The 16203-nt window shown below is 69.0% G+C and carries 12 protein-coding genes; 7 read left to right on the plus strand and 5 right to left on the minus strand.

All coding sequences use genetic code 11. The features are described from left to right. Positions 1-73: 73 nt before the first annotated feature. Both ACTWQN_RS15600 and ACTWQN_RS15605 read left to right on the plus strand, forming a co-directional pair. Positions 74-1855, plus strand: coding sequence for a Xaa-Pro dipeptidyl-peptidase (locus tag ACTWQN_RS15600; protein WP_443204185.1), 1782 nt, complete (start codon positions 74-76; stop codon positions 1853-1855). Positions 1856-2057: 202 nt separating this feature from the next. Beyond that, complete coding sequence (locus ACTWQN_RS15605; RefSeq protein WP_443204186.1) at positions 2058-3173, plus strand: DUF4192 domain-containing protein; 1116 nt, start codon at positions 2058-2060, stop codon at positions 3171-3173. A 38-nt stretch (positions 3174-3211) separates the two neighbouring features. On the opposite strand, the gene galE is transcribed toward ACTWQN_RS15605, so the two are convergent. From galE to ACTWQN_RS15620, 3 genes are all read right to left on the minus strand, one after another. Further along, on the minus strand, positions 3212-4174 hold the full coding sequence (gene galE / locus ACTWQN_RS15610) for a UDP-glucose 4-epimerase GalE (RefSeq protein ID WP_443204187.1): 963 nt from the start codon (positions 4172-4174) through the stop codon (positions 3212-3214). Between the two features lie 84 nt (positions 4175-4258). After that, entirely contained in the window at positions 4259-5437 is a 1179-nt protein-coding gene (galK, locus tag ACTWQN_RS15615) for a galactokinase (protein ID WP_443204188.1), read from the minus strand. Then, positions 5434-6129: an iron-dependent transcriptional repressor DtxR gene (locus ACTWQN_RS15620; RefSeq protein WP_443204189.1), complete on the minus strand. Its 696-nt coding sequence runs from the start codon at positions 6127-6129 to the stop codon at positions 5434-5436. The genes galK and ACTWQN_RS15620 overlap by 4 nt, the downstream gene beginning before the upstream one ends. 122 nt (positions 6130-6251) lie before the next feature. Here ACTWQN_RS15620 and ACTWQN_RS15625 point away from each other — a divergent pair, with 122 nt between their 5' ends. From ACTWQN_RS15625 to ACTWQN_RS15640, 4 genes are all read left to right on the plus strand, one after another. Next, positions 6252-7103 carry a sulfurtransferase gene (locus ACTWQN_RS15625; protein ID WP_443204190.1) on the plus strand — a complete coding sequence of 284 codons (852 nt, stop codon included), beginning with the start codon at positions 6252-6254 and terminating at the stop codon, positions 7101-7103. Positions 7104-7257: 154 nt separating this feature from the next. Continuing rightward, positions 7258-8433: an acetoin utilization protein AcuC gene (locus tag ACTWQN_RS15630; RefSeq protein WP_443204191.1), complete on the plus strand. Its 1176-nt coding sequence runs from the start codon at positions 7258-7260 to the stop codon at positions 8431-8433. 10 nt (positions 8434-8443) lie between these two features. After that, positions 8444-11128, plus strand: coding sequence for a bifunctional acetate--CoA ligase family protein/GNAT family N-acetyltransferase (locus ACTWQN_RS15635; protein WP_443204192.1), 2685 nt, complete (start codon positions 8444-8446; stop codon positions 11126-11128). A 118-nt stretch (positions 11129-11246) separates the two neighbouring features. Then, positions 11247-12176 (plus strand): alpha/beta hydrolase family protein, encoded by a 930-nt coding sequence (locus ACTWQN_RS15640; RefSeq protein ID WP_443204193.1) that lies wholly within the window; start codon positions 11247-11249, stop codon positions 12174-12176. A 48-nt stretch (positions 12177-12224) separates the two neighbouring features. Here the strand turns inward: ACTWQN_RS15640 and ACTWQN_RS15645 are convergent, their stop codons facing one another. Next, positions 12225-13472 carry a YeeE/YedE family protein gene (locus tag ACTWQN_RS15645; protein WP_443204194.1) on the minus strand — a complete coding sequence of 416 codons (1248 nt, stop codon included), beginning with the start codon at positions 13470-13472 and terminating at the stop codon, positions 12225-12227. Between the two features lie 280 nt (positions 13473-13752). On the opposite strand from ACTWQN_RS15645, the gene ACTWQN_RS15650 reads away from it, so the two are divergent. Further along, positions 13753-14094 carry a hypothetical protein gene (locus tag ACTWQN_RS15650; RefSeq protein ID WP_443204195.1) on the plus strand — a complete coding sequence of 114 codons (342 nt, stop codon included), beginning with the start codon at positions 13753-13755 and terminating at the stop codon, positions 14092-14094. Positions 14095-14406: 312 nt separating this feature from the next. Here ACTWQN_RS15650 and ACTWQN_RS15655 read toward each other — a convergent pair whose 3' ends face one another. Beyond that, the gene (locus ACTWQN_RS15655; protein WP_443204196.1) at positions 14407-16059 is read right to left on the minus strand and encodes a fumarate hydratase; all 1653 of its coding nucleotides are present in this window, start codon (positions 16057-16059) and stop codon (positions 14407-14409) included. Positions 16060-16203: the final 144 nt, after the last annotated feature.

Genomic DNA, 16203 nt, shown 5'->3' on the forward strand with positions numbered 1-16203 from the left:
GGGTGGGTGATTGACTTCGCGTTCGGCGCTGAGAAAAGTGCTGGTGTCGATTCCTTCGGTCTCGGGAGCCTGCATGCGGCGCGTTCGGATGGGTTTGTTGGCGGCGGTGTTCGTCCTTCCGCTGACCGGGTTGCCAGCGTCTGCGGAGCCGCCGCAGGGCCCGGTTTTCCAAGACGGTGAGGCGCAACCGGTGTTCGACCCGGCGCAGGCGCTGCGCGAAGACCTGTTCGTCACCGCCCCGGTGGACAGCGACCGCGACGGGCAGGACGACCGGGTGCACGTCCAGGTGGTGCGGCCGAAGGAAACCGCGCAGGGACTGCGGGTTCCGGTCGTGTACCAGGCCAGTCCGTACTTCTCCGGCGGTAACGACGTGGCCAACCACAACGTCGACACCGAACTGTACGTCCCCGAGCAGCCCGGAAACCGGACGGTGCGCACCGCCGAGCGCGACGAACGGATGGCGGTAGCGGCCGAAATAGACTGGGCGTACGAGGAATACCTGCTGGCCAGGGGATACGCCGTGGTGTACGCGGAGTCGCTGGGCACCGGTCAGTCCACCGGGTGCCCGACCACCGGGGCCGCCAACGAGACGATCGGCGCCAAGTCGGTGGTCGACTGGCTGAACTCGCGCGCACCCGGCCACGATGCGGCTGGCAGTCCGATAGAGGCGGGTTGGGCGACCGGCAAGGTCGGCATGATGGGCGTGTCCTACAACGGCACCCTGCCGAACGCGGTGGCCAGCACGGGCGTCGAAGGCCTTGAGGCGATCGTGCCGATCGGCGCGATCTCGAACTGGTACGACTACTACCGCACCGACGGCGCGATCGTGGCGCCCGGTGGCTACCAGGGCGAAGACGCCGATGTGCTGGCCGAATTCGTGCACACCCGGGCCGATCGTGAGCCGTGCCGCGGGCTGATCGAGCAGCTCACGGCCGATCAGGACCGGCTCACCGGCGACTACAGCCCGTTCTGGGACCAGCGCAACTACCTCAACGACGTCGACCAGGTCCATGCCGCGGTGTTGTCCGTGCACGGGCTCAACGACTGGAACGTCAAGACCCGGCAGGCGGCGCAGTGGTACGCGGCGCTGCGGGAACGCGACGTGCCGCACAAGATCTGGTGGCACCAGGCGGGGCACACCGACCCGATCGGGCTGCGCGAGCAGGAGTGGTTGCGCACGTTGAACCGCTGGTTCACGCGTTATCTCTACCAGGTGCCAAACGGCGTCGAGGGCGAGCCGAGGGCAACCGTGCAACGTGAGGACGGCAGTTGGGTCGAGGAAGCCGAGTGGCCAGCCCCGGAAGCGCGTGAGGTGGCACTGCGGCCTACGCCTGGCGGCAGCGAGCGAGGTGGGCTCACCGCGGCGCGGGCGTCGGGTCGAGTGGTGGAGGCGTTGCGCGATGACGCCGGACAATTGGCCGAAGACCTCGCGGCGGCGCCGAGTTCACCGAACCGACTCGCATATCTCAGCGCTCCGCTGACGGCTCCGGCCCGGGTCAGCGGCACGGTGCGCGCGGAGTTGGCGTTGACCTTCGACCGACCGGCCGCCAACGTGACGGCGTTGCTGGTGGACCAGGCTCCGGACGGTACGGTCTCGGTCATCACGCGTGGTTGGGCGGATCCGCAGAACCGGCACGCGATCGACCGGACCTCGCCCGTCGAACTGGGGAAGAACTACTCGATCGACGTGTTCATGCAGCCGGATGACTACGTTTTCGCGCCCGGACACCGGCTCGGGATCGTCGTGCTGTCCAGCGATCACGACTTCACGTTGCGCCCGAAACCCGGCGTCGGGCTGGAACTCGATCTGTCCCGCACCCGGATCCAGCTGCCGCTGGTCGGATCCATCGGATAGGTCAACTGCGACGCAAATTCGCTTTCGCGGGGCGGAAACTGAGCGTTAGCACCGAAAGGACGGCCAGGATAGCTCGACCGATCGTCACTCCATAGTGGATTTTGCGGACTTTTGCGGTTGAGTTGTCCACACCGGACAGGTATGTCCACAGATTTCGAAAATGCCCTTTCGCCGGTGCCTTTTCGGGGCCGATCGTTGCGGCATGACAACACGACTCAACACCACCATTTCGCTGACCGATCCCGCCGACCTGCTGGCCGCGGTGCCGCACATGTTGGGATTCCACCCGACGGACTCGCTCGTGGTGCTCACGGTCCACGACTTGGCCCACACGCCGAGATTCGGCGTGACGCTGCGCACCGATCTGCCCTGCCCGATGCGGATCTGCGGATTCGGCGAGTACCTGATCACCGGTCCACTCGGTCGACAGCACGCCGAGGCCGTGATCCTGATCGTGGTCGGTGCGAAGCCGAACGTCGACGCCTGCGGCGACGCCTGCGCCGGTGCCTGCCAAGGACCGCCGTTCAACCGATCTACTGTGGACGAATGTGACACCGGGCCGCCGCACGCCGAGCTGATCGACATGATCTGCGACTCCTTCAGCCGGGCCGGTGTCGCAACCGCCCACGCGCTGTGGGTGCCGGAGATCCGAGCCGGTGCTCAATGGCAGTGCTACCGAGACCCCGAGTGCCTAGGTGAGATCGCCGACCCGCAGGCCGCGGCCATCGCGGCGGCGATGGCCGCGGCCGGATCGGTGACCTTCGGCAGCAGGGACGAACTCCGGGCGCTGGTCGCGCCCGAGTCCGCCGAAACCGTGGCGCGTTGCTCGGCGAAGCTCGACCTGCTGACCGAGGAACTCACCGACGGCTACGACCCGAACAAGGTGATCCGAGACCTGCGGACCGTGTTCGCGGCCATCGAACGCACCGCCAGCGGTGCCGCGTTGACCGAAGACGATCAGCTTCGCGTGCTGCTCGCGGTGTCCGACACCAGAGTGCGCGACATCGCCCTGGGCACTGCCCTCGGCGATGCGGCCAGGGCAGCCGAACAGCTCTGGCTTGCGCTGGTCCGCAAGGCGCCCGACCCGGAATTGGCCGAGGTCGCCGCGCTACTGGCGTTCTCCGCCTACCTGCGGGGTGAGGGAGCGCTGGCAGGCGTCGCACTGGAGCGAATCGAGCAGACCCAACCGGAGCACCGGCTTGGGCTCCTGCTCCGACAGGCCATGGAGGCGGGCATCCCGCCGACCGACCTGGCTGTCATCGCCCGCGACGCCGCCGAAGACGCCCGAATGATGCTCGAAGAGGACGGAGCTTGGTGATGATGCGCAACGAGAATGCGAAAACGCCTTGGCGGCGTTCAGGATTGCTGGCGGAGTCGGGTGAATTCCCACGCATCCCGCACGATCACATCGAGGTCGGCGCGCTGCGGTTGCCAACCCAGTTCCTCCCGCGCGCGCTGGCTCGACGCCACCAGCGTCGCCGGATCACCAGCCCGGCGTGGCGCGACCTGCGCCGGAATCGGGTGGCCGGTCACCTTCCGGCAGGTGTCGATCACTTCCTTGACCGTGAAGCCGGTGCCGTTGCCGAGGTTGTAGATCCGGTGCTGACCGGGGGTGGCGTGGTCCAGGGCCAGCAGGTGGGCGTCGGCCAGGTCGGTGACGTGGATGTAGTCCCGGATGCAGGTGCCGTCGGAGGTGGGCCAGTCGTCCCCGAAGATCTGCACCTGCTCCCGCTGGCCGAGCGCGACCTGGAGCACGATCGGAATCAGGTGCGTTTCCACGGTGTGCCGCTCGCCGAATGTCCCGTGTGCACCGGCGACGTTGAAGTACCGCAGGCTGACCGCGCCGATGCCGTGGGCGCTCGCATACGACGTGATCGCGTGGTCGATGGCCAGCTTCGTCGCGCCGTAGGTGTTCGTCGGGCGCGTCGCGGTGTCCTCCGTGATCGGCGTGACCTCCGGCTCCCCGTAGGTCGCGGCGGTGGAGGAGAACACCAGTCGAGGCGTGCCGTGCTCGCGCATCGCGTCCAGCAACCGCAGCGAGGTGACCACGTTGCCGTGCCAGTACTTCTCCGGATCTTGCATGGATTCGCCGACCAGCGACTTGGCCGCGAAGTGCAGCACACCGTCGAACGACTCCGCAAGCAGGCCGCTGGCCGCCGTCGCGATGTCGGCGTCGACGAACTTGCAGCCGTCCGGGATCGCGTCGGAGTGCCCGGTGGACAGGTCGTCGACCACGACGACCTCGTGGCCTGCTTCCACCAAGCGTGCCGCGCACACGCTTCCGACGTAGCCTGCGCCGCCTGTGACGAGGAGCTTCACCTGCGTACTGCCTTCCGTGGGAGATCTTCTTCGGTCGCCGTCAACGAGCGGGCGGCTGGGGTGCCCCAGTCGATGACCCGGTGGTCACCGGTCCCGTCCCGCACCGGCGGAGGGTACCGCTGTGAACAACCGGGGTGCGGCGAGGTGCTGCCGCTCGAACGCGTCCCGGACGGCGTGCTCGACGCGGTCCCGGTCCGCGACCGGGACCAGCGCGATCGCCGAACCGCCGAAACCGCCGCCGATCATCCTGGCCCCGAGGGCGCCGGTGTCCAGTGCGGTGTCCACCGCGAGGTTCAGCTCGGGGCTGGAGACCCGGTAGTCGTCGCGGAGGCTGACGTGCGAAGCGGTCAGCAGCGGGCCGATCTCGGCGTACCGTCCGGCGCGGAGCTGGTCCACAGTGGCCCGCACCCGGTCGTTCTCGGTGACCACGTGCCGCACGAGTGGCCGAAGGTCTTCCGGAAGCTTCGCCAAGGTCGCCGCCAAGTCATCGCTGGCTACATCGCGAAGTGCTTTGAGCTCCAGCAGCTCCGCCGCGCGTTCGCAGCCCCGCCGCCGTTGTCCGTAACCGGATTCGCTGTGCGAGTGCTTCACGCGTGTGTCGATCACCAACAGCTCCAAACCGACGCTGCGGGGATCGAACGGGATCTGCTCGGCGTCGCCGGTTCGGACGTCGAAGAACAACACGTGAGCTTCCGTGCAGGCCAGCGAGGCGGTCTGGTCGAGCAGGCCGGTGGGAGCCCCGGCGAAGTCGTTCTCCGCCCGCTGCACCAGGCGCGCGATCTCACCAAGGCTCGGCGCGCCCGGCTCGCCAGGCGCATGGTGCACGGTGTTCAGCAGAGCCAGCGCCACCGCGCATTCCAGGGCGTGCGAGGAGGACAGACCGGCGCCGGTCGGCACCTGGCCGACGATCATCAGGTTGGCGCCACCGAGCTCGAACCCAGTGTCGCGCAGTGCCCACGCGACACCGGCCGGGTAGGCAGCCCAACCGGTCGGGTTTCCGGGGCGCAGCTCGTCGATGGCCACGACGGGACCGTCGTGCAGATGCCCGTCGCTACCGAGGGTCGCGACGGACAACTGCCGGTCGGTGCGCGGCCCGATCGCGACGGTGGTGCGGTGCGGCAGGGCGAACGGGAGCACGAACCCGTCGTTGTAGTCGGTGTGCTCCCCGATCAGGTTCACCCGGCCAGGCGCAGACCAGACCGCGCTCGACGCGCCGCCGTGTTTCTCGGCGAACAACGCCGCCGCGCGGTCCGCCGCCGTCACTTCGAGCGCACCATGACCGCGTGTGCGATGCCGACCGACAGCTCGGTGCTGCCGTTGTCGCCACGGACCTCGATCGGCTTGTTCGGCCCGATCACCGACAGGATCTCCACCTCCTTGCCGGGCACGACACCGACCTGCTTCAACTCGGTCATCAGATCCGGGTCGAGCTGGACGTGCTCGGCGATACGGCGGATGACGGCGCGACCGCCGCCGCTGCGGGCGATCTCGTCGACCCGCTGCAGATCACCGTCGGCCGGTGCCTCGACGTGGTCCACGCCGAGCTCGTCGAGGCCCGGGATCGGGTTGCCGTAGGGAGAGGTGGTGGGACCACCGAGCAGCTTGACGAGCTTGCGCTCGACTGCTTCGCTCATCACGTGCTCCCAGCGGCACGCCTCATTGTGGACGTGCTCCCATTCGAGACCGATCACGTCGACGAGAAGCCGTTCGGCGAGGCGGTGCTTGCGCATCACGCTGATGGCGCGGGCACGACCGGCCTTGGTGAGTTCGAGGTGGCGATCTTCGGCGACGGTCAGCAGTCCGTCGCGTTCCATGCGGGCTACCGTCTGGCTCACCGTGGGGCCGCTCTGCTCCAACCGTTCGGCGATCCGGGCCCGGAGCGGAACCACGCCCTCTTCTTCGAGGTCGTAGATGGTGCGGAGGTACATCTCAGTGGTATCGATGAGATCGTTCACGTCGGCTCCCCATTCAGTCCCAACCACGATGCTAGTCGTCCCAGCCGACAGCGGTCAGCGGTCGAGAAGTTGACTTCCAGGATTTCCGACAGGCCTCGTCGCGGGGCTACGAAAGGGCCGTCATGCATCCTTTGATCAGTACCGATGATCTCATGGCCGCCTTGCGGCAGGAGCCGCACCCGACCGTTTTCGACGTCCGTTGGTCGTTGCTCGGGCCGCCGGGTCGAGAGGCCTATGAGAAGGACCATTTGCCGGGTGCGGTGTTCGTCGATCTGGACACCGAATTGGCCGCCGAACCGGGCCCGGCGGGGCGCCATCCGCTGCCTGACCCGGCCGAGTTGGAGGCGGTGCTCCGCCGGGCAGGCGTCGACGGGGACCGCCCAGTGGTCGTCTACGACGCGGACAACGGTTCGGCCGCCGCCCGCGCCTGGTGGTTGCTGCGTTGGGCCGGTCACGAGTCGGTGGCAGTGCTCGACGGCGGCTACGCGGCCTGGACCGCCGAGCACCGGCCCACCACGGCGGACCGACCGCAGCCAGCGGAGGGGAGCTTCCGGGTCCGGCCGGGGTCGATGCCGGTGGTGGACGCGGACGCGGCCGCCCGGCTCGCCCGCGCGGGCACCCTGCTGGATGCCCGCGCACCGGAGCGCTACCGAGGTGACGTCGAGCCGATGGATCCGCGCGCCGGGCACATTCCGGGAGCGCTGAACGCGCCGTTCGCCGCGCACGTGGCGGAATCGGGCCGGTGGCGTTCCCCGGAGGAGCTGGCCAAGCACTTCGCCGACCTCGGCGTCGACAGCACCGCTCCGGTCGGGGCGTACTGCGGCTCGGGGGTGACCGCGTGCTCGGTCCTGCTGGCGCTGGAGCACGCGGGCGTGACCGATCCGCAGCGTCCGGCGGTGCTGTACGCGGGGTCGTGGTCGAACTGGTCGGCAGATCCGAACCGACCGGCCGCGACCGGATCGGAGGCTGGATGAACGATCTGGACGGGCCGCAATTCCGGCACCGGTAGTCGAGGTGGGTTCTGGCGTTCCGCTGGTTGCTGACCGCCTGCGGACCCATCCGTAGGCGTCTCCGCGGTGTGGGCGATTGCGCTGTGTTGGTTGCCACAGGCCGGGTAGCGTCCGGGGCATGGGTTCTCAGTGTGCGGTGGTGTGGGACGAGTCGGTGCTTGACTACGATCTCGGCGGGCATCACCCTCTGCATCCGATCCGGCTGGAGCTGACCATGCGGTTGGCCCGCTCGTTAGGTGTCCTCGACGGCGTCGAGATGATCAAGCCCGAACCCGCCTCCGACGAGGACTTGCAGCGGGTGCACAAGCCCGAGTACCTGGCGGCGGTGCGGGAGGCGCCTCTGGTGGGCTGGGAGATCGGCCACGGGTTGGGTACCGGGGACAATCCGATCTTCGACGGGATGCACGAAGCATCGGCGCTGATCGCGGGCGCTTCGATCCGGGCGGCCGAGCAGATCGTGTCCGGCAGGGCCGACCGGGCGGTCAACATCGCCGGTGGGCTGCACCACGCGATGGCTGATCACGCGTCGGGGTTCTGCATCTACAACGACTGCTCGGTGGCCATCGCCTGGATGCTGGAACAGGGCGTGGAGCGCATCGCCTACCTCGACATCGACGTGCACCACGGAGACGGCGTGCAGGCGGCGTTCTACGACGACCCGCGGGTGCTGACCATCTCGCTGCACCAGCACCCGCACACGCTGTGGCCGGGCACCGGGTTCTCCACCGAGATCGGCTCGGGCGCGGCCGAGGGCACTGCGGTCAACATCCCGCTGCCGCCGGGGACCGGTGACGCCGATTGGCGGCGCGCGTTCCACGCGGTGGTGCCGTCGGTGCTGGAGGCGTTCCAGCCGCAGGTGTTGGTGACCCAGTGCGGCGCCGACCCGCACCGGGAGGATCCGCTCGCGGAACTGTCGATGACCGTCGACGGACAGCGCGCGGTCTACCAGAACCTGCGGCAGCTGGCCGAGCGTTGCGCGGGCGGCAAGTGGCTGGCGCTGGGCGGCGGTGGCTACTCGCTGTTCCGGGTGGTGCCGCGTGCCTGGACGCACCTGTTGGCGACGCTGCTCAACCGCGACCTCGAACCGGGTACCACCATCCCGGGGGACTGGATGGCGCACGCGGTGCGCGTCGCGCACAACGTGCCGCTGCCTACTTCGATGACCGACGGGGCCGACCCGGCTTTCCAGCCGTGGGCGGGTGTGACCACGTCCTCAGTGGACACCGCGATTCGCGATACCCGGCACGCGGTGTTTCCGCTGCACGGTCTCGATCCGGCCGATACCCGCGACTGAGGAGTCCGAAGTGGACGAAGTGGCGCGGGATCATGAGGAGGCCTACCCAGCGGACGACTACCCGCGGCGGTGGGAAGCCGACGTGGTGCTCTCCGACGGCGGCACCATGCACCTGCGGCCGATCACCGCTGCGGATGCCGAGAAACTGGTCGCCTTCCACGGGCGGCTCAGCGATCGGACCCGGTACTACCGCTACTTCGCCCCGTATCCGCGGATGCCGCAGCGCGATGTGGAGCGGTTCACCCGCGTCGACTACGTCAACCGGGTGGCGCTGGTCGCGCTGCTCGGCGACGACATCGTGGCGGTGGGCCGCTACGACCGACTGGGCGAGCAGAAGTTGGCCGAGGTCGCGTTCGTGGTGCAGGACCAGCATCAGGGCCGCGGCCTGGGCTCGATCCTGCTGGAACATCTGGCCGCGGCGGCTCGGGAACGCGGGCTGCGACGCTTCGTGGCGGAGGTGCTGGCCGAGAACTCGACGATGGTGCGGGTGTTCCGGGACGCCGGGTACCAGGTCAGCCGTGCTCTGGAAGAGGGCGTGGTGCACCTGGAGTTCGACATCGACCCGACCGAGGAGTCGGTGGCAGTGGCTCGCGCCCGCGAGCAGGCCGCCGAGGCGCGCAGCGTGCACAACCTGCTGCGGCCGCGGTCGGTCGCGGTGATCGGCGCGTCCACCGATCACGCCAAGATCGGTCATGCGGTGCTGACCAACCTGCTCACCGCGGACTTCGCCGGTCCGGTCTACCCGGTGAACCCGGAGCACCACTCGGTGCACGGGGTGCGCGCTTACGCCTCGGTGCTCGACATCCCCGACGAGGTCGACCTCGCGGTGGTGGCCATCCCGGCCGCCAGCGTGACCGCGGTGCTCGACGACTGCCTGGCCAAGGGGGTGAAGACTCTGGTCATCGTCAGCTCCGGGTTCAGCGAGAGCGGCCCGGAGGGCCGCGCGGTGGAACGCGAGATGGTGCGGGCGGCGCGCGCGCACGGCATGCGAGTGGTCGGCCCCAACGCGTTGGGCGTGGTCAACACCGATCCGGAGTTCCGGTTGAACGCGAGCCTGGCGCCGCAGCTGCCCGGTCGCGGTCGCGCCGGCTTCTTCTGCCAGTCCGGCGCGCTCGGGGTGGCGATCCTGGCCACCGCGACCGAACGGGGGCTGGGGTTGTCGACGTTCGTTTCGGCGGGCAACCGCGCCGATGTGTCTGGCAACGACCTGTTGCAGTACTGGCAGACCGATCCGGCCACCGACGTCGTGCTGCTCTACCTGGAGTCCTTCGGCAATCCGCGCAAGTTCGGGCGCCTGGCGCGCCGGTTGGCGCGCAGCAAACCGGTGGTGGCGGTGAAGTCGGGCCGCAACGCGGTACGACCTGGCCTGGCCGCCACATCCGTGCAGATCGACGAGACCAGCGTGCAGGCGTTGTTCGAGCAGTCCGGCGTTATCCGGGTCGAGTCGGTCGCGCAGCTGTTCGACACCGCCCTGCTGCTGGCGCATCAGCCGTTGCCGCAGGGTGATCGGATCGCGATCGTGGGCAACTCCGCCGCGCTGGGCATGATCGCCGCCGACGTGGCGCAGGCGCAGGCGCTGAAGTTGGCGGGCGATCCGGTCGATGTGGGTGCGTCAGCGGGGCCGGAGCAGTTCGCCGCGGCGGTTCGCGATGCCGCCCTGCGCGAGGACGTCGACGCGCTGGTGACGGTATTCGCGCCGCCGGTGGCGGTGCCCGGCGCGGCGTACGCGCGCGCCCTGCGCGAGGCCTTGCAGGAGGCGGACAGCGCGCGTTCCAAACCGGTGGTGACCACGTTCCTGGCCGCCGAAGGCGTGCCCGACGAGCTCGCGGTGCCGGGGCCGGAGGGCACGACCGGCAGAGGATCGGTGCCCTCCTACCCGAGTCCGGAGCGCTCGGTGTTGGCGCTCGCGCGAGTCACCCGGTACGCGCGGTGGCGCGCTGCCCCCAAGGGGCATTTCGTGCGGCCGTCGCAGGTCGACGCGGACCGGGCACGCGCGCTGGTCGAGGGCTGGTTGGCCGCGGGCGATACCGGGCTCAGCGACGATCAGGCGGTGCGCCTGCTCGGCTGCTACGGCATCGATGTGATGCCGTTCCGGCTGGTCACCGGGGTGGTGGCGGCGGTAGCGGCGGCCGAGGAGTTGGGTTATCCGGTTGTGCTGAAATCGGTGCGCGATCAGCTGCGGCACCGCGCGGACCTGGTGGGTGTTCGCCTCGACCTGGGCAGCGCCGAGGCCGTGCGGTCGGCGTACGCGGACGTGCACGGGGTGTCCGGGCTCGACGAGGTGTACGTGCAGCGGATGGCGGCTCGGGGCACGTCGTGCGTCATCGATCTGCTGGACGATCCGTCGTTCGGCACGCTGGTCTCGTTCGGGCTGTCCGGGGTGGCCAGCGAGCTGTTGGGCGACAAGGCATACCGCGCGCTTCCGCTGTCCGATGTGGATGTTGCCGCACTGGTGCGCGAGCCGCGGGCCGCGCCGCTGTTGGCCGGATACCGGGGCGCTGAACCGGCGGACCTCGCGGCCTTGGAGGACCTGGTGCTGCGGGTGGCCACATTGGCCGAGGACCTGCCGGAGGTGCGTGAATTGGCGCTGCAACCGGTGCTCGCCTCTCCGACGGGAGCCGTGGTCGCCGGTGCCAGGGTGGGCATCGGGGCGTCGCCAGCGGCGTTGGACGCCGGGCCGCGCCGTCTGCGCTGACGCCCTGTCGAAACTGGCGCCCTGTCGAAACTGGCGCACTGTCGAAACTGGCACGCTGCCCAAAACTGGCACCGCCGGGAGGCTTGTGAAACTGTCCGGTTCCGTTAATCTGGGCGGCGTGGACGAGGACACCACCGAGAACACCTCCGAGCCCGGCTCCTCCGCAGCCGGGCAGGCCCAGGCTTCCGTCGTGCTCGGGGTGGTCCCCACCGACACCCATCGGCTCACGGTGCACGCCGCGCCGCAGGACGACCCGGCCAGCCCGGTGGTCGTCCTGCTCCCGGCCATGGGCGTGCCAGCCAGGTACTACCGGCCCTTCGTCGCCGACCTGCACCGGCAGGGGCTCGTGGTGGTGACCTTCGACCTGCGCGGTCAGGGCGAGAGCACGCCCCTGGCGGCTCGGGGAGTGCGGTTCGGCTACCAAAGCCTCATCGACGACGTGGATGCCGTTGTCGACCTGGTCGAGTCGACCTTTCCGCAGGGGCCTCGGTTCTTGCTGGGGCACAGCCTCGGCGGTCAGATCGCGCTGCTGCACGCGGCAAGCCGCCCCGGCCGGGTGCAGGGGGTGGCGCTGGTGGCTTCCGGTTCCGTGTGGTTCCGGAGCTTCCCCGGCTTGCACAAGTTCCGCATTCTGCTCGGGACCCAGGTGGTTGCGCTGCTGTCCACGCTGCTCGGCTACTGGCCGGGCCGGCGACTCGGCTTCGGCGGCCGTCAGGCGGTTGATCTGATGCGGGACTGGGCGAGGCAGTCCCGCACCGGCCGGTACCGGCTGACCGGCTCGACGACCGATTACGAGGCGGCGCTTCGTGATCTGCGGCAACCGCTGCTGACGATCAGCATCGCGGGAGACCTGCTGGCCCCGCAGTCCTCAGTGGACCATCTGGCGGGCAAGGCGGGGCGAGCGCCGCGCACCGCCACGCACTACACGCGAGCGGTGTCCGGGGCGACCGACCTCGGGCACTTCAGCTGGGTGCGGGGCGGCGGTGAACTGTCCCGCTGGGTCCGGGACTGGATCGTCGGCGTCTTCGACCCCTCGGTACGAATCTAGGTGCGCGGGCTGTCGCGGAAACGCGGCCCTGTTCAGCGGCGAGCCCGATCAGCAGACCGAGTCGCTCGGCTTGGGGACGTCGAGACCGAACAGCGGCCGAAGCTTCAGACCGATCCAGGTGCCGACCAATGCCAGCAGCCCCCAAGCCCAGCCGTGCAGGGAGAACGAGGCGATACCTGAGAAGTACGCGCCGATGTTGCAGCCGTAGGCCAGCCGCGCACCGTAGCCCATCAGCAGCCCGCCGATCACCGCCGCCAGCACGACCTTCACGGGCAGGCGCTTGGCCAGCACGAACGCGCCGGATGCGGCTGATGCCACGAGCGCGCCGACGATGATTCCGAAGTCCAGCACCGAGGTCGAGTCGGCCAGCACCGGATTCGTCAGGGATGCGGCCCGCTCGCCCTGCCAGTACGGCCAGCTCGCCACATCGACGCCGACCGCCTGCAGCGCCTTCGAACCCCACAGCACGAACGCCGACGTGATGCCCCACGGGGTGCCGCGGGTGAGCAGCACCACCGCGTTCAGCACGGCCAGCGCGATCGCGCCGACCCACAGCGGCCAGGAGCCGCGCAGAATCCGCCACCACCCGCGTGACGTTGGCGGGCGACCAGCCGGGGGAGCGCCCCGCCGCCGGGTCCACCGGGTCGCGGCGAAGCCGATCGCGCCCAGCACGGCGAGCTGCACGATCAACGCGCCGAAGTAGCCGAGGCCGGTGTCCTCGGCCAGCGAGAAGGAACCGAGCGTGATGGCGTCCGATGTCCACAGTGGAAGGTGCAGTGCGCCGAGCACCGATCCGCAGATGAAGAAGAAGAGCGTCACCACCATCAGGGTGTTTCCGCCGCCGACGGCGAACAGGGTGCCCGATGCGCAGGCGCCGCCGAGCTGCATCCCGACGCCGAACAGCACCGCGCCGACGACCAGCCCGAGGCCGAGCGGTTCGACGTTTCCTTCCGGTTGGGCACCGAAGAACGCCACGCCGCCAGCCAGGATCGGGGCGAACAGGATCGACGCCGTGGCGAGCATCAGCAGGTGCGCCCGCATTCCCGAGGTCTGTCCCACCGAGACGAGTTGCCGCCAGGCAGAGGTGAATCCGAAGCGGGAATGGAACAGCGTCAGCCCGAGCGCCAGGCCCAGAGCGGCCAGCACAGCCGATTTCACACCGACCACCACGGCCGCTGCGATCACGAGTGCTACGGCCGCGATCACCCCGATGGTCAGGGTTGCCCACTGCGGCTTGCTCTGCGGTGCTTCCGGGGGCACGGCGACGGGTGTGGCAGATGTGGCGGTGGTGGCCATTTCTCACTCCAGGGCGCGAAGCGGATTCCGTTGACGAAACCACGCACGGGTCATCGAGCACCAGCAGTTCCGAAATGTGGGAAAGGTGTTTATTGATCCGACGCGGCATTCGCGCAACCGGCCGCCGCGGCGGATCCGTCTAGAGGGCATGAGACGCCTACAAACCACAGTGGGCGCAGGGGTTCTGCTCCTAGCGTTGGCAGCCTGCGCCCAACAGCCATCCAACGAGGTGGGTTTCGGCGGCCAGCCACCGGCGCCGCCGCCCGGTCCGGTGCAACAGGTGCCGGTGCAACCGAAACCGGAACAGGAACGAACCCCGGTCGCCGAGAGCGCGATCGACGCGTCGTTGCTTCCCAAGGGTTATCCGAAGAAGGTCTGGACGCAGGACAACGGAATGGTCGTCGTGGCCACCGGCCAGGAGGGTGGCTGCAGCAAGGTGCACGCCGAACTCGGCGAGCAGACCCCCGACCACGTCAGGGTCGTGTTCGTCGAGGAAACCCCGGATCCGCCGGGGATCTGCACGATGGACCTGCGCTATCCGCCGGTGGCGGTTCGGCTCGATGCGCCACTGGACGCACGCAAGGTCGTGCTGGAACAACGAGATGTGAAGATTCCTCGGTAAAAAGGGATTGCTCGATCCGGCCTGCCATCGCGAGTTCGGCGTCGGGAAAGCGACATCAGCCGCTTTCCAACACGCACGCAATTCGCGCTTTCGCGGTCGCTCCGACGCCGTCCCGCAAAGGCAGTCGCGGCGCCATGCGTCGATCGAGCTGCTTAGTCGGGACGGTCGTCTGAGGTCCGTTACCGGATCAATTGTGCGGAACGAGTTCCGAGACGGGCTCGGTGCGCCTGTTTTGTTCCCGCAGCAAGAACTCTGAAACCGGGAAACCGTGTCTACCGCAGGGGGTGGGGCTCCTGCGGTAGACACGGCATTTCAGCGGGCGAAGGAGATCTGCAGGGTCGGTTGAGTGGCGTTGGCGAAGAAGTCGTTGCCCTTGTCGTCTACGACGATGAAGGCGGGGAAATCCTCGACTTCGATGTGCCACACCGCTTCCATGCCGAGTTCGGGGTACTCCAGCACCTCGACCTTGCGGATGCAGTCCTGGGCGAGCCGGGCGGCGGGCCCGCCGATGGAACCGAGGTAGAAACCGCCGTGGGCGTGGCAGGACTCGGTCACCTTGGCCGAGCGGTTGCCCTTGGCCAGCATGACCAGGGAGCCACCCGCGGCCTGGAACTGCTCGACGTAGGCGTCCATGCGACCCGCGGTGGTGGGACCGAACGAACCCGAGGCGTAGCCCTCCGGGGTCTTGGCCGGGCCCGCGTAGTACACCGGGTGGTCGCGCAGGTAGTCGGGCATCGGTTCCCCGGCGTCCAGCCGCTCGGCGATCTTGGCGTGCGCGATGTCGCGCGCCACCACCAGCGGACCGGTCAGCGACACCCGCGTCTTGACCGGCAGCTTGGACAGCGCCGCGCGGATCTCGGCCATCGGCCGGTTCAGGTCGATCTGGACGACCTCGTCGGAGAGCTGCTCGTCGACCACGTCCGGCAGGTAGCGGGCCGGGTCGCGCTCCAGCTGCTCCAGGAACACACCTTCCGGGGTGATCTTCGCCTTGGCCTGGCGGTCCGCCGAGCAGGACACCGCGACCCCGACCGGCAGCGACGCCCCGTGCCGGGGCAGCCGGATCACCCGGACGTCGTGGCAGAAGTACTTGCCGCCGAACTGCGCGCCGATGCCGAACTGCCGCGTCATCTCCAGCACCTGCTGCTCCATCTCGACGTCGCGCAGCGCGTGCCCGGAGGCCGAGCCGGTGCGCGGGAGTTCGTCGAGGTAGCGCGCGGAGGCCAGCTTGGCGACCTTGAGGTTGAACTCGGCGGACATGCCGCCGACCACTATCGCCAGGTGGTAAGGCGGACACGCGGCGGTGCCCAGCGAGCGCAGCTTCTCCTCCAGGAACCGCCCCAACCGCGTTGGGTTCAGCAGCGCCTTTGTCTCCTGGTACAGGAACGTCTTGTTCGCGCTGCCGCCGCCCTTGGCCAGGAACAGGAACTCGTAGCTCGGGTCGGTGCCGTGCTTGTGGAACAGCTCGATCTGCGCGGGCAGGTTGCTGCCGGTGTTGCGCTCGTCCCAGAAGTTCAGCGGCGCCATCTGCGAGTACCGCAGGTTGAGGTCCTGGTAGGCGTCGAAGATGCCGCGGGCCAGCGCTTCTTCGTCGTGACCGCCGGTGAGCACGGTTTCGGTGCGCTTGCCGATGACGATCGCGGTGCCGGTGTCCTGGCACATCGGCAGCACGCCCCCTGCCGACACGCAGGCGTTGCGCAGCAGGTCGGTCGCCACGAACCGGTCGTTCGCGCTGGCCTCCGGGTCGTCGACGATCGCGCGCAGCTGCGCCAGGTGCGACGGCCGCAGCAGGTGCTGGATGTCCTTGATCGCCTCGGTGGCCAGGGCGGTGAGCGTGGTCGGCTCGACTTCGAGGAATCGGCGCCCGGCCGCCTCGACGACTCGGATGCCCTCGTCGGTCACCAGGCGGTAGTCGGTGTCGTCGGGCCCGAGGGGCAGCACCTCGGTGAAATCGAATGACGTGGTCATCGCCCCTCCTCCCTCAGCGTCGAACGCTTGGCTGCGAGGGGCACTTGCCGCCCTTTTGCGAAATCAAAGGTGGTGGTCACGTCGCGGCTCCTTTGCGCGCGTTCGGGTTACGCGATGACCCATAAAACCGCGTGTCGGATCAGA

The organism is Saccharopolyspora antiqui, from assembly GCF_052246905.1.
Lineage (GTDB): Bacteria > Actinomycetota > Actinomycetes > Mycobacteriales > Pseudonocardiaceae > Saccharopolyspora.

Excerpts from the sequence above, each read along its gene's own strand:
- ACTWQN_RS15630 (WP_443204191.1), top strand. The coding sequence starts at position 7,258 with ATGGGTTCTCAGTGTGCGGTGGTGTGGGACGAGTCGGTGCTTGACTAC.
- ACTWQN_RS15645 (WP_443204194.1), bottom strand. The coding sequence starts at position 13,472 with ATGGCCACCACCGCCACATCTGCCACACCCGTCGCCGTGCCCCCGGAA.
- ACTWQN_RS15605 (WP_443204186.1), top strand. The coding sequence starts at position 2,058 with ATGACAACACGACTCAACACCACCATTTCGCTGACCGATCCCGCCGAC.
- ACTWQN_RS15655 (WP_443204196.1), bottom strand. The coding sequence starts at position 16,059 with ATGACCACGTCATTCGATTTCACCGAGGTGCTGCCCCTCGGGCCCGAC.
- ACTWQN_RS15600 (WP_443204185.1), top strand. The coding sequence starts at position 74 with ATGCGGCGCGTTCGGATGGGTTTGTTGGCGGCGGTGTTCGTCCTTCCG.
- ACTWQN_RS15625 (WP_443204190.1), top strand. The coding sequence starts at position 6,252 with ATGCATCCTTTGATCAGTACCGATGATCTCATGGCCGCCTTGCGGCAG.